Below are 20123 nucleotides of genomic sequence, written 5' to 3' on the forward strand. Positions count from 1 at the left end.
TTTAAGTCCTCAGCGATTCGGGCGCGTTGCGCAGCGCTTTGAGGTACCTCTGTGTACCCTCGGAGGTTGTCCCCTGACGGCGTGCCTCAAGCGCTCGGGCTTATCCCAACACGATGCTGCGGGCGTTATCAGGCCATTTTCTTTGGGTTACGTTTCTTTTGGGCCAGCAAAAGAAAAGTGACTCGGCTGCCGGCAGGCAGTCGAAACGCCCGCCGCGCAGGCGGCACGCTGGCGGTAACGCGACGACCGAGCGCAAAGTCACTGGATCCCTGCCTTCGCAGAGATGACGATCAAGAGCTGGGTGACCAGCCATGCGGCTGTTGAAAAGCGCCTCCGGCCTGCGCCGGGATGACGAAGTGGAAACGTTCCCGCGAGCACCCGCCCCTCACCCCAACCCTCTCCCCGACGGGGAGAGGGAGAGAGGCAAGCTCAGAAATTCAGCCGATAGTTGAGCGTCCCCATCATGCCCTGGCTGTTCTGCCCAAAATACTGATCCATCCCGAACTGCAGGCTGGAGCGCGCCGACATCGTCCAGTCCAGCGACAAGCCCACCTGCCCTTCGTAACGCGACAGCCCCACGCCGCCGACAGGCGCCCACTGGTCCACCCCAGTGAAGCTCGCATCGAACACATCGCCGTGCATGGCAAAAGCCTGCTGCCACTGCGCGCGCGCCTGAAGACCGAGACTGCCGCCGCCGGCGAGCGACCAGGTATGGCCCGCGCGCACACCGAAGCCGGCCTGCCAGCGTTCCACGTCCTGCTCGCCGCTCTTGAGGCCAAAGCCGTAGCCGCCCAGTTCGTTGAAGCCATCGCGCTGGATGTGCGCGTACTGCATGTTGGCGTACGGCGTGACCTGGAGGCCGCCCAACGACGTGCGCAGGCCGCTTTCGCCATAGGCGACGGTGTAGCGGCCGTTGGTGTCGCTGGCCACGCCTGACACATCGGTGCCCAGCTCGAGGTGACGGCGCATGTCCTCGCGGTAGGTGCCGTAGCCGAGCCGGCCCATGCTGTACCAGTTGTCCTGCATCACGCCGCCGTAGAGCATGCCTTCGACAGCGTTGCTCTTGCCCTGGTCCGCGAACTCGGCGAGACGTCCCAGGCCCTGGCTCTGGCTCACGGCAAAACCCAGCACGCCGTTGCTGCCGAGCTTGCGATCCTGGCCGGCCATCCATCCGCTGAGGTCGTAGCCCACATCGCCATAACCGCTGCGGCTCATGCTGCCGTGGTAACCGAGCGTCTGTGCCCAGCCGCCGGTGGTGCGCGTGTCGACCAGCCCGTCGAAGTGATCCGACAGCGCGCGCGTGCCGGCATCGATCGCTTCGAACGTCATCGCCGCGCTGGCGGCGTGCAGCTGGCCCGAGAGACTTTCCAGCGACTGCTGCAGGGCGGCGGTGGTCTGCGTCTGCTGCAGGTTTGCCGCGGCATGCATGAAGTCGGCGCCCACCGGCGTACCGCCGGCGGATGACGTGCCCTGCCCCAGCTGCGAGTTGATCGCACCGAACGCGTTGTCGACACGCTGTGCGGCACCGTACGACGCCGTGGTGTAGGTCATGCCACTGACCGCACTGGCCTGCACCTGGGTCACGTTGAGCCACGCGCTGGTGCTGTCGTAGTTGAGCGTGGCCGAAAGCAGCACGCCGGAGGCCACGTCCAGCCCCGTGAACTGGCCGGTGAGTCCGCCCTTGGCGGTGAGCACGTCGGTGTGGGAGTTGGCCACATAGCCTTGTTTGGCGCCGATCACGTACAGATTGCCGCCGGTGAGCCAGGCCTGGCCATCGATGGTAAGCGTGCGTCCCAGCTCAAGTGCCAGTCGACCGGTTTGGCCGTCCGTTGCGGTGAAGCCCTGGTAGTAGCTGCCGCTGATGTGCACGTCGCCACCGGCCACCACCAGCGTGCCCAGGTTCTGGACGTCCGAACCGAAGCTGTGCGCGCCGCTCATCACGGCATCGACGTGGTCGATGTAGAGCTTGCCGGCAATCGACGGCGCGACCAGCGTGCCCTGCTCGATGAAGGTGTCGCCGGTATAGGTCGGGTCCTGGGTCAGCGTCAGCGTGCCGGTGCCTTCCTTGGTCAGGCCGCCCGCGCCACTGATTGCATTGCCCCAGGTGGAATTGATGTTGAGCGTGACGTCGAAATTGCCCCAGTCGAACTTGGCCGGCCCCAGGATCGCCTTGCCGACGTTGAGCTCGCCGTAACCAAAGGTGGTGTCCACGCCCGGGGCGCCGAGGTCGTCGGCGGTACCGAGCAAGGTCTGGCGCACCTGGTCGTTGGTGAAGTACGGGAATGCCTGCCACACCACCGCGGCCGCGCCGGACACGATAGGCGCCGACAGCGAGGTGCCTTCGACGATCCAGTAAGTCTGGTTGCTGGTGGTGTCGTCCTTGCCGCTGACGATCACGTTGCCGGGTGCGGCCAGGCAGTAGTTCATGGCCACGCCGCACTTGTTGGAATAGCTCGCCAGCTGCGTGGGGTTGCTGCTGTCCAGCGCGACCACGGCCAGCCAGCCCTTCTGCAGGTCCTCCGCGCCAGGCATGCTGGGCAGCGCGGCGATGGTGCTGGGGTTGGGCAGTGAATCGTTGCCTGCGGCAAACACCACCAGCCCGCCGCCATTGACGAACGGCGCGTAGGCATCGTGGAAACCCTTGGTCGTGGCGGTGTCGCCCGCGTCCCAGGTGATGCCACCCCAGGAGTTGTTCATCACCTTGACGCCGGCGTTGATCAAGTCCTGGTTGATGTAGCCGAACGGCACGGCGTCCTGCGCCGATACCGTGGACGGCGGCGTGGAGCCGTCATCGTCCGGCGCCTTGTCGGAAATGATGCGTGCCGACACCAGTTTGGCGCCCGGTGCGATGCCGCCGGCGAATTTGTCGAAAGCGTTGCCGGCGGCAATCTCCGAAACCCAGGTGCCGTGGCCGATGACATCGTCGACCGATAGGTTGTTGGTGGCCGGGTCGATATAGGTCAGCTCTTGGGTGACCTTGCCTGCCAGCGCGGGGTGGTTGCGCATGATGCCGCTGTCGACCACGCCGATGGTCACGCCCGTGCCAGTGAAACCGGCCGCGTGGGCGGCACCGGTGTTGGTCAGCGACAGCTGCGCGTCGATCGGCGGCTGCGCGAGCGGCGGCGTGGTGGGTGGCGTGGTAGGCGGTGTGGTGCTGCCGCCCGAGCCTGGACCCGTGGGCGGCGTGTAACCCGAACCTGGCGGCGCATAGCCCGGACCTGGCGGCACATAGGCCGGCGCCGGCTTCACATTGCCGTTGGCCCCGCCACCACAGGCGCTGACGCCCAGGGCCATCCACACCAACACGGAAACCTGGCGGAAACGCATTCCGCCGAGACCATTCTCCATTGTTCCCCCTGCGCGCCCCCTTAGGGCATCCCTTGCATCCATGGCGCGGCGGCCTCTTACTGGACTCCGCCAGCACCTCCCTGGCTAATCTTGGCACAAGATCGTGTTGAAAATTTCGACGGGCGCACAGGACGAAGAGCCCGCATTACCGGAGGGCGGGCTGGATGTTTTGCCGCCATTGGGGGTCAGAACGAGAGGCGATAGGCCAGCGTGTCCATCTTGCCGTGCTCATGCTCGGCAACGTACTGGTCCATCCCCAGCGACAGGCTGGAGCGAGGCGAGATCGCCCAGTCCACGCTCAGCCCGGCGTCGCCGCCATAGCGTGACAGGCCGATGCCACCGACCGGCGCCCATTGGTTGAGCACCGCAAAACTCGCATCGAGCACATCGCCGCGCATGCTGAAGGCGCGCTGCCACAGCATGTGCGCCTGCACGCTCAGTCTGCCGCCGCCAGGCAAGGTCCAGTCGCGACCCGCGCGCAGGCCGGCGCCTGCCTGCCAGCGCTCGATGCTCTGCGAGGCGGCCTTCAATCCGAAGCCAGCGCCGCCGAGTTCGTCGAAGCCATCGGTGCAGATATTGGCGTACTGCAGATTGGCGTAGGGCGTGATGTGCACACCGGCCCACTGCATGCGGTAGCCGCTCTCGCCGTAGGCAATATCGTAGGTACCGTTGGTATCGCTGGCGACGCCTTCCACATCGCTGCCCAGTTCGAGATGGCGACGCATGTCCTCGCGATATGAGCCCATGCCCAGTCGTCCCATCGCATACCACTGGTTCTGCACGAATCCGCCGTAGAGCATGCCTTCCACCGCGCGGCTGCGGCCCTGGTCGGCGAATTCGTCGAGGCGCCCCAGATCCTGGCTTTGGCTGACCGCAAAACCCATGACGCCATTGCTGCCCACGCGACGATCCTGGCCCGCCATCCAGCCGCTGAGGTCGTAGCCCACGCTGTTGTAGCCACTGCGATCCATGCTGCCGTAACTGCCCAGCGTCTGCGTCCAGCCACCGGCGCTGTACACATCGCCCAACTGGTCGAAGCGTTTCGATAGTGCGCGCGTGCCTGCATCCATCGCATCGAAGGTCATGGCCGCACTGGCGGCATGCAACTGGCCCGACAGTGAATTCAACGATTGCTGCAAGGCGCTGGTCGAGGCGGTCTGCTGCAGGCTCGCCGCGCCGTTGATGAAGGACGTCGGCAGCGGATTGCCGGTAACCGTGGTGCCCGAGCTCACCTGTGTGTTGATCTGATTGAACGCGCCATCGACACGCTGCGCGGCGCCGAACGATGCCGGCGTATAGGTCATCCCCGTCACCGCCGTGGCCTGCACCTGGCTCACGTTCAACCATGCGTCGGTGCTGTTGTAGTTGAGCGTGGCGCTGAGCAGGACGCCGGTGGCCACATTCAGCGCCGAGAACGTGCCGGAGAGGCCGGCCTTGGCTGTCAGCACATCGGTATGCGCATTGGCTTGATAACCCGAGTTGATGCCGGTGACGTAAAGGTCGCCGCCACCGAGCGTCGCCGCCCCGCCCACGCGCAGCGCCGAGCCCAGCGATACAGCCAGGCGACCACCCGCCTGTTGCGCGTAGTTGCCCGTGACGTTGACGTCGGTACCGGCCACGGCCAGCACGCCGGCATTGGTGACCGATCCACCGATGGACGGCGTGCCGCTGAGCACGCCTTGAGCGCCGATGCTCACGCTCGAAGCCAGCGATGCGGCCACCAGCATGCCGCCCTGCACCTGGGTCAGGCCGGTATAGCTGGAAGGCTGAGTGAGCGTCAGCGTGCCCGTGCCCTGTTTGATCAGACCACCGGCGCCGGAGATGGGGTTGTTCCAGTTCGAGCTGCCGCTGAAGCTGACGGTGACATCGCCCCAGTTGAATTGCTGCGGTCCATTGACCGCCTTGCCGACGTCGAGCTCGCCGTAACCAAAGGTGGCGTTCGGCTGCGAGCCGCCCAGCGGATCGGCGGTACCGAGCAAGGTCTGGCGCACCAGATCGTTGCTGAAATACGGATAGGCCTGCCATACCAGCGCCGCTGCGCCAGAGACCTGCGGTGCGGCCAGCGACGTCCCTTCGACGATCCAATAGGTTTCGTTGGCGGTGCTGGTATCGCTCTTGCCGCTCACGATCACATCGCCGGGCGCGGCCAGGCAGTAGTTCATGGCGATGCCGCATTTGTTCGAATAACCATCCAGCTGGGTGGGGCTGTTGCTGTTGATCGCCACCACGGTCAACCAGCCTTTTGCCAGGTCCGGCGCCAGGCTCGGCAGCGCGGCGATGCTGCTGGGATTGGCCTGCGAATCGTTGCCCGCCGCAAACACCACCAGGCCGCCCCAGCTGTTGATGAAGGTGTTGTACGCATCGTGGAAGCCCTGGGTGGTGGCCGTGTCGCTGGCGCTCCAGCTGATGCCGCCCCAGGAGTTGTTCATCACCTTGACGCCGTTGGCGATCAGATCGGCGTTGACCTGGCCCAGCGGTATCGCATCGGACGACGTCACCGGCGCGGGCGGCGTGGTGCCGTTATCGTCGGGCGCACTGTCGTCGATGATGCGCGCGGAGACGATGCTCGCGCCCGGCGCGATGCCGCCGACGAACTGGCCAAAGGGCTTGCCCGCGGCGATCTCGGCCACGTAGGTGCCGTGGCCGTTGACGTCATCCACCTTGAGGTTATTGGTCGCGGGATTGACGTAAGTGAGTTCCTTGATCACCCGCCCCGCCAGGGCCGGATGGGTGGAAGTGACGCCGGTATCGACCACGCCGATGGTCACGCCTGCCCCGGTGTAACCGGCTGCATGCGCGGCATTGGTGTTGGTCAGGGTCAATTGCGCGTCGATCGGCGGCGGCGGTGCGGTGGAAGCCGGTGGGGGCGCTGGCGCTGGCGCAGGTGCTGGCGCCGGCGGCGAGGGCCTGGTGTTGCCACCGCCGCCCCCGCAGGCGCTCAAGCCCAGGGCCAGACAGACCCATGCCGCGCCACGACGGCCCCGCAAGCCTTGCATCACGGTATTCATAAGGCCCCCGCCCCACTGAATCGCGTTCAAGATGACTGCCGCGCGCGCGTCTCCCTGGTATCGGCCGCGCGTGCCTCCATATTTGCACAACGAAATCGCAACTAAATGCCTGCAAGATCCCGCTGGTATCGCAAATAGGACCGGTTTGCCCCGGTTACTGGCGGGCTGCGATAATTCTCGGATTAAACCGGGGCCTCGCCCCATCAAGTACTTGCGGAGATCCCCATGTCGGACGTCAGCGTTGTCATCGTCGGTGCCAAGCGCACTGCCATTGGCTCCTTCCTCGGCCAGTTCACCGGCGTACCCACCCCCACCCTGGGTGCCACCGCCATCCGTGCCGCGATCGAGCAGTCCGGCCTGGCGCCCGCCGATGTCAGCGAAGTCATCATGGGTTGCGTGCTGCCCGCCAACCTCGGCCAGGCTCCTGCCCGCCAGGCCTCCCTGGGCGCCGGCCTGCCGGTGGCTGCCGGCTGCACGACCATCAACAAGGTCTGCGGTTCGGGCATGAAGGCGATCATGCTGGGCCATGACCTCATCAAGGCCGGTTCGGCCTCGGTGGTGGTGGCCGGTGGCATGGAGTCGATGACCAATGCACCGCATATGGTCAATGCACGCACCGGCATCCGCTACGGCGACGGCACCCTGGTCGACCACATGGCGTGGGATGGCCTGACCAACCCGTACGACGGCAAGGCCATGGGCGTGTTCGGCGAGCTGTGCGCCGACAAGTACCACTTCACCCGCGAAGAGCAGGACACCTATTCGAAGGAGTCGGTGGACCGCGCCAAGGCCGCCCAGGCCAATGGTGCCTTCGCCGACGAAATCGTTCCGGTCACCGTCTCCAGCCGCAAGGGCGACATCACGGTCGACACCGACGAGCAGCCGGGCCGTTCGGACACCAGCAAGATCTCGTCCTTGAAGCCGGCGTTCCGCAAGGAGAATGGCACCATCACGGCCGCCAGCTCTTCGAGCATCTCCGATGGCGCTGCAGCACTGGTTCTGTTGTCAGCCGATGACGCAAAGACGCGTGGGCTCAAGCCTCTCGCCCGCATCGTCGCCCACGCTACGCATTCGCAGGAACCGGAGTGGTTCACCACCGCGCCGGTCGGCGCACTGCATAAGGTGCTGGAGAAGGCCGGCTGGAAGGCCAGCGACGTGGACCTCTATGAGGTCAACGAAGCCTTCGCCGTGGTGGCCATGGCCGCCATGCGCGAGCTGGACATCTCGCGCGACAAGATCAACGTCAACGGCGGCGCCTGCGCACTGGGCCATCCGATCGGCGCCAGCGGCGCTCGCCTGGTGGTCACCCTGCTCAATGCCTTGAAGACCCGCGGCCTCAAGCGCGGCGTGGCCTCACTGTGCATTGGTGGTGGCGAAGCCACCGCCGTTGCGGTGGAACTGCTGGACTAAGCCCTTGATTGGCGGTCCTGCCCAAGGCCGCCGATGAAAGCGGGGTTAACCATTTTTGCCCGTTTACACAAACATGTGGCGGATTTTCCGCGAAAGCGCTATTAATACGCCCGCCAAACGGCATTCCACGGCAAAGGAGATTCAACATGAAGTTCACGCGTACCCTTCTCGCCTCTGCGCTCGTCGCGCTGCTGGCGGCTTGCAGCAACGGCGCGCAGGATTCCGCGCAGGACGCTCAGAAGTCGGCTGACCAGGCTCAGCAGGCTGCTGACCAGGCTCAGAAGGCTGCTGCTGCTCCGGCAGAGGCTCCGGCCGCAGCTCCCGCTTCGACCGCTGCTGCTCCGGCCGAACAGCCGGCGCCGACCCCGGCTTCGACCGCTGCTGCTCCGGCTGCTGCGTCGACCGCTGGTCACTAAGTACACTCGTGTACTTCTAAAACCGGCCGCCTTGTGCGGCCGGTTTTTTTTTGGACCTATGAAAAGCAGCGCCCACGCTTTTGCCTAAGTGAAAGTACGCGCCCCCTATGCTGCGACGCCGATTTAGCCATCGGCCATGGGCCGCTATGATCGACGCTCCCCACCAACGGCAGCCTTAGCCCATGAGTGTCATCGCGTCCCAGATCGACCCCCGCGCCCCGGATTTCCAGGCGAGCAGCGCGCAGCTGAAGGGGCTGGTGGACGACCTGCACCGCGAGCTGGCCCGCAGTGCCGAAGGCGGCGGCGAGAAGGCCCGCGCGAAGCACACCGCCCGCGGCAAACTGCTGCCGCGCGAACGCATCCGCGCCCTGCTCGATCCCGGCTCGCCCTTCCTCGAACTCTCGCCGCTGGCCGCCCATGGCATGTACGACGATGCGGCGCCGGCGGCCGGCATCATCACCGGCATTGGCCGCGTCAACGGGCTGGAGGTGGTGGTGGTCGCCAATGACGCCACCGTCAAGGGCGGCACGTATTTCCCGATCACGGTGAAGAAGCATCTGCGGGCGCAGGAAGTCGCGCTGGAGAACCGCCTGCCCTGCATCTACCTGGTCGACTCCGGCGGCGCCTTCCTGCCGCTGCAGGACGAGGTGTTTCCGGACAAGGAACACTTCGGCCGCATTTTCTACAACCAGGCGCGCATGTCGGGCCTGGGCATTCCGCAGATCGCCGTGGTGATGGGCTCGTGCACTGCCGGCGGCGCCTATGTGCCGGCGATGAGCGACGAGACCATCATCGTGCGCGAGCAGGGCACCATCTTCCTGGGTGGTCCGCCGCTGGTGAAGGCCGCCACCGGCGAGGTGGTCGATGCCGAGGCGCTGGGCGGCGCGGATGTCCATACGTCTGTTTCGGGCGTGGCCGACCACTACGCCGAGAACGATGCCCACGCGCTGTCCATCGCGCGCGACATCGTGGCCAGCCTCAATCGCAAGAAGGACATGCCGCTGGCCCTGCGCGCGCCGTGCGAGCCGCTGCATGCCGCCGAGGAACTGTACGGGGTGATCCCGCAGGACAACCGCCGTCCGTTCGATATCCGCGAAGTCATTGCACGCATCGTGGACGGCTCGGAGTTCCACGAGTTCAAGGCGCGCTACGGCAAGACCCTGGTGTGCGGCTTTGCGCATATCCACGGCTATCCGGTGGGCATCATCGCCAACAACGGCATCCTGTTCTCCGAGTCGGCGCTCAAGGGCGCCCACTTCATCGAACTGTGCAACCAGCGCAACGTGCCGCTGGTGTTCCTGCAGAACATCACCGGCTTCATGGTCGGCAAGAAATACGAGAACGCCGGCATCGCCAAGGACGGCGCCAAGATGGTGACCGCGGTGGCGTGCTCGCACGTGCCCAAGTTCACCGTGGTGATCGGCGGCAGCTTCGGCGCCGGCAATTACGCCATGTGCGGCCGCGCCTATGGCGCGCGCTTCCTGTGGATGTGGCCGAACGCCCGCATCAGCGTGATGGGCGGCGAGCAGGCCGCCTCGGTGCTTGCGACGGTGCGTCGCGACGGCATCGAAGCGGGCGGCAAAAGCTGGAGCGCGGAGGAAGAGGAGGCCTTCAAGGCACCGATCCGCGACCAGTACGAACGCCAGGGTCATCCCTATTACGCCAGCGCGCGCCTATGGGACGACGGCATCATCGATCCGGCCGATACGCGCCGCGTGCTCGGCCTGGCGATTTCCGCCTCGCTCAATGCGCCGATCGAACCGCAGCGCTACGGCGTGTTCCGCATGTAGTGGACACTCATGCGCCTGCCAACCCAGGGCAGGCGCAGCATGTTCAAAGCTTGCCGGTTGGCGTCAGCGCGGAACGCGCAACGAGGACTCGCGCAGTGCGGTGTCGTGGTCCACTTCGTCGTGCCCGGCGAAGTCGAGCGTGTCGACCACGTTGTGACCGGCCGGGTGATGCACGTGCGTCGGCGAGGTGGTGACGTCGGAGAGGTCGCCGTCTGGCACGGCCGACTCGGTGTTGGGCGTGTGCTGCATGGGTGGCTCCTGTGGGATCGGCGCATTCTAGCCGCGCCTGGTCTCAATGGCGCTGGGGCATCGATGTGCCCAGGCTCGGCAAGAACTTGCTGTCCGCCCTGGCCCGCGGAACGGCAAGCACATTGCGTCTCCATGGCGGCTGATAGTAGGTTTTGCCGACCCGTTGTCTCATGCAGGCTTAGGAAGGACTCCCATGGCTGTGCAGAAACGTTCCGCGCTCTTTGCGTCGCTCCTGGTTGCCCTGATGCTGTGTGGTTCCGTGGCGATCGCCAGCAACGACACGGCGCTCAAGACCATCCCCATCGATACGAAACCGATCGCCGCGGCGCCCGTCACCGTCAGCGACCGCAGCGAAGACAACAGCCGCTCGTTCAACCAGCCCACCGACGATGGCCGACCGGGCGAGTACTACTTTGCGCTTGGCGTGCAGGCGGTCAAAAAAGGCGACTACGAGCACGCCATGGCGATGTACAAAGTGTCCGCCTCATGGGCGTACAAGCCCGCCGAGTACAACCTGGGCGTGATGTACCTGAGCGGACAAGGCGGGCCGGTGGATCTCCCGCATGCACTGGCGTGGATGGCGTTGGCGGCGGAACGCGACGATGCGCAGTACGTGCGTGCGCGCCAGCTGGTGTACAGCCATATGTCGCCTGAGCAATACGACCAGGCCAACGTGATCTGGCGCGACCTGCTGCCCACCTATGGCGATGAAGCTGCCCTGCCCCGCGCCAAGTCGCGCTGGCGCGAGGCGCGGCAGAACGCCACGGGCTCGCGTGTTGGGTCATCGGCCGCCCATGTCATGGTCGGCGGCGCCGATGGCACGCCCAACCATATGAATTCACCGAACTACGATTTCCACGACGGCGGCCACGTCAGCGGCAACCCCGCCGAGGTGGCCGGCGTGCACCAGGGCGATGGATCCGTGGCCTATCAGGCGCTGCGTTCCACCGACAATCCCTACGACCCCAAGGTCATGCCGGTGACGGGCCAGGCCACGGTGGGTCCGTTGTCGCAGGTGCAGGCCAAAGACGGTGCCGCCAGCAGCGACCAGACGGCCAAGAAGGACAGCGACGACGGCACGCATCCGTAGCCGACGGGCGTGCCACGCGGGTCCGCGTGCCCTCATCGTCCGGCGATGCGCCCGGGTGCAATTGCCCGGTGCAGCGGTTGGGAGTAGCTTGGTTCTGCTGCCTTCCCCTGCAGACGATGCGAGGTGTCGCCATGACTGTGCGAAATCACCTGATGCAGACTCCGTTATCCCTGTTGGCATGCGCCGGACTGTGGTTCTGCCCCGGCCTGCACGCCACGGATACGGCGCTACCCACCATCCCTATCGATGCCCAGACGTCCCAGCCCAAAGTGGTGAGCTACCGGGCCACGCCGGACGTTCCCACCAGCCGCACCGATCCGTTCAACCGGCCCGAGGACGATGGCCGGCCGGGCGAATACTTCTTCTACCTGGGCGCGCTGGCCAATCAGAAGCACGACTACGAGCACGCCATCGCGATGTACAAGGTATCGGCCTCGTGGGCGTACAAACCCGCCGAATACAACCTGGGCGTGTTGTATCTCAACGGCCTCGGCTCGCCGGTCGACCTGCCGCGTGCCATGGCGTGGTTTGCCCTGGCAGCCGAGCGCAACGACACCCAATACGTCTATGCCAAGCAATTGCTGTATGCGCACCTCACGCCGGAGCAGTTCGATGAGGCCAATGTGATCTGGCGCGAACTGCTGCCCACCTACGGCGATGCCACCGCCCTGGTGCGCGCCAAGGCGCGTTGGCGCGAAGTGCTGATGTCGGCGACGGGATCAAGGGTCGGCTCGGCGGCGCCGCATCTGGTCGTCGGTGGCACGACGGGCAGGAACAGCCATGAGTCGCCGATCAACTACGACGTGGGCATCGGCGGCATGCAGGCCTTTACCGCTGGCGAGGTTACCGGCGTGCACCAGACCGATGGCGTCATCGCCTATCAACAGTTGCGTGCGAGCACGGATCCCTACGATCCGAAATTCACGTCGTATCTGCTCTCGGGCACGGTGACGGTGGGCATACTCACACCGGTGAAGTCTGACGATCCATCCTTGCGCAAGATCAATCCGCCGATGGAGCTGCCGGGCAACCGCCAGTAAGGCGCTACTTGCTGCGCGGACGAAATTCCAACGGCTGCACGTCGCGCGCAGCAGCAGGTGGCTTGGGACCACAGGCCCCGCAGGTATCGCAGCCATCGCTGCAGTTGCCGGTGGCCTGCTTGGGCTGCAGGCGATGGGCCAGCGCACGCTGCCATCCGGCGCTGCCCGGCCGGTCAAGCCGCAGCGCCAGCGAGGCCAGCCAGCGGCTGGTCAACTTCGGTGCCAGTTTGCGCAGGGTGATCCATGCGCTGATCAGCACGATCACGCCGATGATCAGGTATTGCGCGAGCAGCCCGGTACTCATATCAGCCAACTGGTGATCTGGTAGGTGAGGAACGAGGCGATATACGCCACCACGAACATATAACCAAACGAGATGCCCACGTTGCGCCACGAGTTGGTCTCGCGGCGGATCACCGCCAGCGTGGACATGCACTGCGGCGCAAACGCGAACCACACCAGCAAGGACAACGCGCTCGCCAGCGAGAAGTTGGCCGCCAGCGCCTGCGCCAGGCCCGCCCCTTCGGCGCCCTCACCGCCCACCGCATACACGGTCGCAAGTGCAGCCACGGCGGTTTCACGCGCGGCAAAGGCGGGAATCAGCGACACGCTGATCTGCCAGTTGAAACCCAGCGGCGCGAAGATGAATTGCAGTCCGCGCCCCATGTAACCGGCGAAGCTGTAATCGATGGCGGGGCCGGTGGCGCCTGCCGGCGGCGACGGGAAGGTGGAGAGAAACCACATCAACACGGTCAGGCCGAGGATGATGCCGGTCAGACGCTTGAGAAAGATCGTGCCGCGTTCCCACAGGCCGAGCGCGACGTCGCGAGGCTTGGGCAAGCGATAGGACGGCAGCTCCATCAGCAGCGCGTGTTCGCTGCGGTCGCGGCGCATCTTTTTCATCACCCAGCCCACCGCCATGGCGCCGAGCACGCCGGCCGCGTACAGCGCAAACAGCACCAGGCCCTGCATGTTGAAGATGCCGAGCACACGACGCGTGGGGATGAAGGCGCCAATCAACAGCGCATACACCGGCAGACGCGCGGAGCACGTCATCAACGGCGCCACCAGGATGGTCGAGAGGCGATCGCGCGGGTCGGTGATGCTGCGCGTACCCATGATGCCGGGAATGGCGCAGGCGAAGCTGGAAAGCAGCGGAATAAACGAGCGCCCGGTCAGCCCCACCGACACCATCAGGCGATCGAGCAGGAAGGCCGCGCGCGGCAGGTAGCCCGATTCCTCGAGCACCAGGATGAAGAAGAACAGCACCAGGATTTCCGGCAGGAAGCCGATCACCGTACCGAGGCCACCGAACACGCCATCGACCAGCAGGCTCTGCAGCGGTCCCGCCGGCATCCATGCGGTGGCGTGCTCGCCGAGCCAGCCGAAACCGTCACCGATCAGATCGGTCATCGGCTTGCCGGCGGCATATACCGCCTGGAACACCAGGAACATCACGACCGCAAGAATGGCCAGGCCGAACACCGGATGCAGCGCCCAACGATCGAGCGCGTCGTCGATCTCCGCCGTTGCGCGCGGCATGGTCACGGTGGCTGCCATCAGTTCGCGCACCTGCGCATGCAGATCGGCGCGGCTTTCGGCGTCATCGGCCTGCGCGGGCGCGGCCTGCGGCATCTCACCGTCCACCTGAGCGATCAGCGCCTTCACGCCGTCGCGTTTCACCGCAATGGTTTCCACCACGGGGATGCCCAGGCGTCGCGCCAGTTCCGGCACATCGATGACGATGCCGCGGCGACGCGCGGCATCCATCATGTTGAGCGCCAGTACGACCGGGCGGCCGAGCCGCTTCACTTCCAGCACGAAACGCAGGTGCAGGCGCAGGTTGGTGGCGTCGGCCACGCACACGATCAGATCGGGAACGGCTTCACCTGGATAGTTGCCCTCCAGCACGTCGCGCGTGATCTGCTCGTCGGGGCTGGTGGCGTCGAAGCTGTACGTGCCCGGCAGGTCGAGCAGCTGCAGCACGCGGCCGGAAGGCGCGGTGAAGCGGCCTTCCTTGCGCTCGACCGTGACGCCGGCATAGTTCGCCACTTTCTGGCGGCCGCCGGTGAGCTGGTTGAACAAGGCGGTCTTGCCGCAGTTGGGATTGCCGACCAGGGCAATGCGCAGGGTGCCCGCACTCATCCAGCATGCTCCGACTGGACCTGCACGCGCTCCGCTTCTTTGCGGCGCAACGCGAAGCGCGTCGAGCCGATCTGGATCAGCAGGGGATCTGCTCCCAGCGGGCCCTGCGCCACCACGCGAACCGGCTCGCCCGCCACGAAGCCCAGGTCGCGCAGGCGCTGCGCGATCGGGTCGGAAGCATGAGCATCGTCCACTCGGTCCACCACGGCAGTAGCCCCTTTCGGAAGATCGGACAGGCGCACTGGTCACCAACTTAAATAAGAATGGTTCGCATTGTACATGAGCCACCCGGGTACTGCAGCGCGGCCGGATGCCGCCTCCAGCCCCGGCAAGCCGCAAGAACATGGGGCTGAACCGTTGCCATCGCCGCCGCCTTGGAAGTGGCGGCAAACGCCCCGATAGCAGTGAAGCGGGCTGTCGCATTCCTTTGTGCGATGGCGCTACCCACGGATACCGAGGTTCACATGGCTCTATTCGCCAGACACGCGAGCGGGTTACGGCTCGAACGCATGCAAGCTTCCTCGCAGTACGCCGGCGAGGCGTTTGCCAATACCTATCCATCCAGCACGCCGCGCGTGGCCGACGACAAGCCGTCGCTGGTCGATTTCATTTTCCACGGCGAAGGACGCACCCCGCCCCGCCCCCTGCCCTCGCTCGACCCTCGCGCCGCCTGGACGCGTCCGGTGGACACCGGCCTGCGCAGCACCTGGCTTGGCCATTCCACCGTGCTGCTGGAAATCGACGGCGCACGCGTGCTCACCGATCCCGTGTGGGGTGAACGTGCCTCGCCATTTACGTTCATGGGGCCGAAGCGCTTCCAGCCCGTGCCGGTGGCGATCGACCAACTGCCGCCGCTGGATGCCGTGCTGATCTCGCACGATCACTACGACCATCTCGACTACCCGAGCATTCGCGCGCTGGCGAAGCTGGACGTGCCCTTCATCACCTCGCTGGGCGTGGGCGTGCATCTGGAAGCCTGGGGCGTGCCGGCCGAACGCATCACCGAGCTGGACTGGTGGGAAAGCACCACGTTGCCGTGCGGACTCACGCTCACCGCCGCGCCCTCGCACCACTTCTCCGGCCGCAGCCTGCACGATCGCAACGCCACGCTGTGGTCGTCCTTCGTGTTGCGTGGCGAACGGCATGCGGTGTTCTTCAGCGGCGACACGGGCCTGTCGCCGCATTTCAGCGAGATCGGCGAACGACTCGGACCGTTCGACCTGGTGATGATCGAAGTGGGCGCGTTTCATCCGTCCTGGGGCAGCGTGCACCTGGGCCCCGACAATGCGATCAGCGCATGGCGCCAGCTGGGCAGCGGCCGCTTTCTGCCGGTGCACTGGGGCACCTTCAACCTGGCCATGCATCCGTGGGCCGAGCCGGCCGAGGTCCTGCTGGCCAGGGTGCCGGAGGGCCTGGTGATGCCGCGCCTGGGCGAAGTGATCGAACCTGCGCAGTTTGAAACCGTGCAGCCGTGGTGGCGCGAGCTGAGTGCGGAACACTCCAAGGGCTGTGCGCGGCAGGCCGCCGAATTCCTGGTGCTGCCGGCCAAGGACTGAGCCACGCCGCCCCGGCCAGGAGATGGTCGGGGATGGTTCGGTTTACGATGGCGCTCCCCAGCAGGAGCTTTCCATGGCCAGCAGCATCCAGATTGCCGATCACGGCGGCGTGCGCCGCATCGCGTTGAATCGCCCGCAGGTGCACAACGCGTTTGACGACGGCCTGATCGCGGAGCTTACCGAGGCACTGACCCTGGCCGGCGCGGAGAGCACGGTACGCGCGGTGGTGCTCACCGGCGAAGGCGCCAGCTTTTCGGCCGGCGCGGATCTCAACTGGATGCGCGGCATGGCCAGCGCGAGCGAAGCGGAGAATCGCGAGGATTCGCTGCGCCTGGCGACCCTGATGCGCACGCTGCAATACCTGCCCAAGCCCACCATCGCCCGCGTCAACGGCGCCGCTTACGGCGGCGGCGTGGGCCTGGTGGCGTGCTGCGATATCGCCATCGGGGTGGACAGCGCACGCTTCGGCCTCACCGAGGTGAAACTCGGCCTGGTGCCGGCGGTGATTTCGCCGTACGTCATTCATGCCATCGGTTTGCGGCAGGCCCGTCGCCTGTTTGTCACGGGCGAGTTGTTTGATGCCGCCACGGCGCTGCAGATCGGCCTGCTGCATCGATGCGTGCCGGCTGATCAGCTCGATAATGCGGTCGATGCTGCGCTTGCGTTGCTTGCCAAGGCAGGACCGGTGGCGCAGGCGGAGGCCAAGCAGCTGGCGTTGCGCATGGCCGGCGCTGATGCGGCGCAAGCGGAGGCGATCGATCGCGACAACGCAGCACTGATCGCACGCCTGCGTGTGTCCAGCGAAGGCCAGGAAGGCCTGAGCGCGTTCCTGGCCAAGCGGGCCGCGGCGTGGTGCGCAACCGATTGAGGCACCTCGGCGGCGCATGGCCGTCCATTCATTTCATCACTGGGGAGTGACACGATGATCGACCATGTCGGCTTGCAGGTTTCCGGTTACGAACGCAGCCGTGAGTTCTACCGCAAGGTGCTCGCCACCCTAGGCGGCGAACTGGTGATGGAGGTGACGGAGGAGCAGACCGGCGACGGCTCGCACGCCGGCTTCGGCATCGCCGGGCGACCGACGTTCTGGATCGGCACTTCGCAGATCACCCACGCCAGCGGCGCCGTGCACGTGGCATTCACCGCGCCTGATCGCGCTGCCGTGATGGCCTTTCATCGCACGGCCATGGAGGCGGGCGCGACCGACAACGGCGCACCCGGCCTGCGTCCGCACTATCACGAGCATTACTACGGCGCCTTCGTGCTCGATCCGGATGGCCACAACATCGAAGCGGTCTGCCATCTGCCGGGCTGATGCCCACCGACCACGATCACTCCCTGGAGATCACGCCATGACGCATCCCATCATCAATATCGCCGATGTCCAGCTGCAGCCGTTTCCGCCGGGCATGGGCCCCACCGGCGACACCGCCGAACGTTTCGAAGCGCGCATGGGGCGCTTCGGTCCGCAGATCGGTGCAAAAAAGCTCGGCTACAACATCACCGCCGTGCCGCCCGGCAAGCGTGCATTTCCGCTGCACTGCCATCGCGTCAACGAGGAGATGTTCTTCATCATCGAAGGCAGCGGCGAGGTGCGCTTCGGCGAGGAGCGCTATCCGATCCGCGCCGGCGACGTGATCGCCTGTCCGCCCGGCGGTCCGGAAAAAGCGCACCAGATCATCAACACCGGCAGCACCGAGATGCGCTACCTCGCGGTGAGCACCAAGGAATCGCCGGAGATTTGCGAGTATCCCGATACGGGCAAGATCGGCATCCTGGCGGAATATCCGCCCGCGGCCGATGGCACGCCGCAGGGGTTTCGCATGGTGACGCGGGCGGATATGCAGGTGGGTTACTGGGACGAGGAATAAAACCTCAGTCCCTGTGGGAGCGCACCCTGTGCGCGACGAGGCTGCCTCACCGTTCGGCCGTCGCGCACAGGGTGCGCTCCCACAAGGGTTTCACTGCCCATGTTGCGCCGCGCATCGGCTCCGGCGTGCCGATCTGGTAGTTTTGGCGGCTCCCAGCCTCCCCCGGAAGCCGCATGTTCGAGCGCGTACTCATTGCCAACCGTGGCGAGATCGCCTGCCGTGTCATCCGCACCTGCCGACGCCTGGGGATCCACACCATCGCGGTGTATTCGCAGGCTGATGCCAACGCGCAGCATGTGCGCCTGGCCGATGAGGCCTGGCCGATCGGCGGCCCGCGCCCGACGGAATCGTATCTGCGTGGCGAGGCCATCCTCGAGGTGGCGCGCAAGAGCGGCGCGCAGGCCATCCATCCTGGCTATGGTTTTCTTTCCGAGAACACCGCGTTTGCGCGCGCCTGTGCCGATGCCGGCATCGCCTTCATTGGTCCGCGCCCCGAAAGCATCGACGCCATGGGTTCCAAGGCTGCCGCCAAGGCGCTGATGGAGCGGCATCAGGTGCCGCTGGTGCCGGGTTATCACGGCGAGGATCAGTCCGCCGAGGTGCTCGCCGAACAGGCGCGCCGTACCGGCTTCCCGCTGATGATCAAGGCGGCGGCCGGTGGCGGCGGCAAGGGCATGCGCATCGTGCGCGGCGAAGCGGAATTCGTCGATGCGCTGGCCTCCGCGCAGCGCGAGGCGGCCAGTTCGTTCGGCGATACGCGTGTGATCCTCGAGCGCTATGTGGAGCATCCGCGCCACATCGAATTCCAGGTGTTCGGCGACACGCAAGGCAACATCATCCATCTCAATGAGCGCGAATGCTCGGCGCAGCGGCGCTACCAGAAGGTGCTGGAGGAAACGCCCTCGCCCTTCCTCGACGACGCACGCCGCGCCGCCATGGGCGCTGCCGCCGTCGCCGCGGCCAAGGCGGTGAACTATGTCGGCGCGGGCACGGTGGAATTCATCGTTGCCCAGGACGGCGAGTTCTTCTTCATGGAGATGAATACGCGCCTGCAGGTCGAGCATCCCGTCACGGAAGAAACCCTGGGCCTGGACCTGGTGGAATGGCAGTTGCGCATTGCCGCCGGCCAGCCGTTGCCGCTGGCGCAGGAACAGATCAAGGCGCATGGCCATGCCATCGAAGTGCGCCTGTATGCCGAAGATCCGGACCAGAACTTCCTGCCCGGCTCCGGCAAGCTGGTCAAGCTGCGCCTGCCTGCGCCGTCGCGCCACGTGCGTCTGGACGGCGGCGTGATCGAAGGCGACACCGTCACCATCTTCTACGACCCGATGATCGCCAAACTCATCGTGTGGGACGTCGATCGTCCGCAGGCCCTGCAGCGCTTGCGCGATGCGCTGATGGCCAGCGAAATCGTGGGACCGAAATCCAATATCGCCTTCCTCGAACGCCTCGCGCGTCACCCGGTGGTGGTCGAAGGTCGCATCGATACCGGCTATCTTGATCGTCACCTGGACCAGTTCCTGGCGGGCGATGTGGCGCCGGCGGCATCCGTGCTGTTCGCCGCGGCGGTCGCCGCGCTGATGCACGAAGAAACCAGCGTCACCTCCAACATCAGCGATCCGTACTCGCCCTGGTCGCGCGCCGACGCGTGGCGCGTGGGTCATGCCGGCAAGCGCATCGTGGCCTTGTCGCTGCACGGCCAGCGCCATGAAGTGGAAGCGCATGGCCATGACGGCAACTATCAGCTGCGCTACGGCGATACATCCTGCGAAGTGCAAGGCGCACGCCTGGGCGCGGACGCGTTGAGCGCACGTTTCGACGGCGAGGCCATGCGCGTGCCCGTGCTTAACGATGCCACCCGCGTGACCGTGCATGACACGCAGGGCCACCGCTACGCATTTGAGCGCGCACCGGCATTTGCCTGGGAATCGAAGGAAGCCGCCGGCGGCAACCAGATCACCGCACCGATGCCGGGCCGCATCGTGCTGGTGAAGGCCCAGGCCGGCGACACCGTCGAAGAAGGCCAGGAATTGCTGGTGATGGAAGCGATGAAGATGGAGCTTGCCTTGAAGGCGCCGCGCGGCGGCAGCATCGCCAGCGTGCACGCCACCCAGGGCGATTTCGTCGAAGCGGACACGGTGCTGCTGCGCTTTGCCGACTGAACACGCGGATTGACGCCGCGTCGACAACACAATCCCGA

The 20123-nt window shown here is 65.8% G+C and carries 15 protein-coding genes and 1 pseudogene; 10 read left to right on the forward strand and 6 right to left on the reverse strand.

All coding sequences use genetic code 11. From position 1 onward, the window contains the following. Positions 1-429: 429 nt before the first annotated feature. Entirely contained in the window at positions 430-3327 is a 2898-nt protein-coding gene (locus Y882_RS12680; RefSeq protein ID WP_244466340.1) for a S8 family serine peptidase, read from the reverse strand. 206 nt (positions 3328-3533) lie between these two features. Beyond that, positions 3534-6356 (reverse strand): autotransporter serine protease, encoded by a 2823-nt coding sequence (locus Y882_RS12685; RefSeq protein ID WP_046972301.1) that lies wholly within the window; start codon positions 6354-6356, stop codon positions 3534-3536. A gap of 225 nt (positions 6357-6581) precedes the next feature. On the opposite strand from Y882_RS12685, the gene Y882_RS12690 reads away from it, so the two are divergent. The 3 genes and pseudogenes from Y882_RS12690 to Y882_RS12700 all read left to right on the forward strand — a co-directional run bounded on the left by Y882_RS12690 (position 6582) and on the right by Y882_RS12700 (position 9972). Beyond that, positions 6582-7766 (forward strand): acetyl-CoA C-acyltransferase, encoded by a 1185-nt coding sequence (locus tag Y882_RS12690; RefSeq protein WP_046972302.1) that lies wholly within the window; start codon positions 6582-6584, stop codon positions 7764-7766. A gap of 146 nt (positions 7767-7912) precedes the next feature. Further along, positions 7913-8173, forward strand: a pseudogene (locus Y882_RS12695) (hypothetical protein); the annotation flags it as partial. 191 nt (positions 8174-8364) lie between these two features. Continuing rightward, positions 8365-9972 (forward strand): carboxyl transferase domain-containing protein, encoded by a 1608-nt coding sequence (locus tag Y882_RS12700; protein WP_046972303.1) that lies wholly within the window; start codon positions 8365-8367, stop codon positions 9970-9972. A gap of 63 nt (positions 9973-10035) precedes the next feature. Here the strand turns inward: Y882_RS12700 and Y882_RS12705 are convergent, their stop codons facing one another. After that, entirely contained in the window at positions 10036-10221 is a 186-nt protein-coding gene (locus tag Y882_RS12705; protein WP_046972304.1) for a hypothetical protein, read from the reverse strand. A gap of 193 nt (positions 10222-10414) precedes the next feature. Between Y882_RS12705 and Y882_RS12710 the strand changes: the two genes are divergently transcribed. Beyond that, positions 10415-11311: a tetratricopeptide repeat protein gene (locus tag Y882_RS12710; RefSeq protein WP_052949982.1), complete on the forward strand. Its 897-nt coding sequence runs from the start codon at positions 10415-10417 to the stop codon at positions 11309-11311. 131 nt (positions 11312-11442) lie between these two features. Further along, positions 11443-12351: a tetratricopeptide repeat protein gene (locus Y882_RS12715; RefSeq protein WP_082121105.1), complete on the forward strand. Its 909-nt coding sequence runs from the start codon at positions 11443-11445 to the stop codon at positions 12349-12351. A gap of 4 nt (positions 12352-12355) precedes the next feature. On the opposite strand, the gene Y882_RS12720 is transcribed toward Y882_RS12715, so the two are convergent. The 3 genes from Y882_RS12720 to Y882_RS12730 are packed head-to-tail and all read right to left on the reverse strand — an operon-like array spanning position 12356 to position 14738. Next, complete coding sequence (locus Y882_RS12720; RefSeq protein ID WP_046972305.1) at positions 12356-12655, reverse strand: DUF6587 family protein; 300 nt, start codon at positions 12653-12655, stop codon at positions 12356-12358. Continuing rightward, positions 12652-14496: a ferrous iron transporter B gene (gene feoB / locus Y882_RS12725; protein ID WP_046972306.1), complete on the reverse strand. Its 1845-nt coding sequence runs from the start codon at positions 14494-14496 to the stop codon at positions 12652-12654. The genes Y882_RS12720 and feoB overlap by 4 nt, the downstream gene beginning before the upstream one ends. Further along, positions 14493-14738, reverse strand: coding sequence for a FeoA family protein (locus Y882_RS12730; RefSeq protein ID WP_046972307.1), 246 nt, complete (start codon positions 14736-14738; stop codon positions 14493-14495). Before Y882_RS12730 ends, feoB begins: the two co-directional genes overlap by 4 nt. A gap of 267 nt (positions 14739-15005) precedes the next feature. Here Y882_RS12730 and Y882_RS12735 point away from each other — a divergent pair, with 267 nt between their 5' ends. The 5 genes from Y882_RS12735 to Y882_RS12755 all read left to right on the forward strand — a co-directional run bounded on the left by Y882_RS12735 (position 15006) and on the right by Y882_RS12755 (position 20085). Then, entirely contained in the window at positions 15006-16052 is a 1047-nt protein-coding gene (locus Y882_RS12735) for an MBL fold metallo-hydrolase (protein ID WP_211259175.1), read from the forward strand. 73 nt (positions 16053-16125) lie between these two features. Beyond that, the gene (locus tag Y882_RS12740; RefSeq protein WP_046972309.1) at positions 16126-16920 is read left to right on the forward strand and encodes an enoyl-CoA hydratase-related protein; all 795 of its coding nucleotides are present in this window, start codon (positions 16126-16128) and stop codon (positions 16918-16920) included. A 54-nt stretch (positions 16921-16974) separates the two neighbouring features. After that, entirely contained in the window at positions 16975-17367 is a 393-nt protein-coding gene (locus Y882_RS12745; RefSeq protein ID WP_046972310.1) for a VOC family protein, read from the forward strand. A gap of 37 nt (positions 17368-17404) precedes the next feature. Next, positions 17405-17923, forward strand: a complete 519-nt coding sequence (locus Y882_RS12750; protein WP_046972311.1) for a cupin domain-containing protein — start codon at positions 17405-17407, stop codon at positions 17921-17923. A gap of 173 nt (positions 17924-18096) precedes the next feature. Further along, positions 18097-20085 (forward strand): ATP-binding protein, encoded by a 1989-nt coding sequence (locus tag Y882_RS12755; RefSeq protein WP_046972312.1) that lies wholly within the window; start codon positions 18097-18099, stop codon positions 20083-20085. Positions 20086-20123 lie beyond the last annotated feature (38 nt).

It is taken from the genome of Dyella japonica DSM 16301, assembly GCF_001010355.1.
GTDB lineage: Bacteria > Pseudomonadota > Gammaproteobacteria > Xanthomonadales > Rhodanobacteraceae > Dyella > Dyella japonica.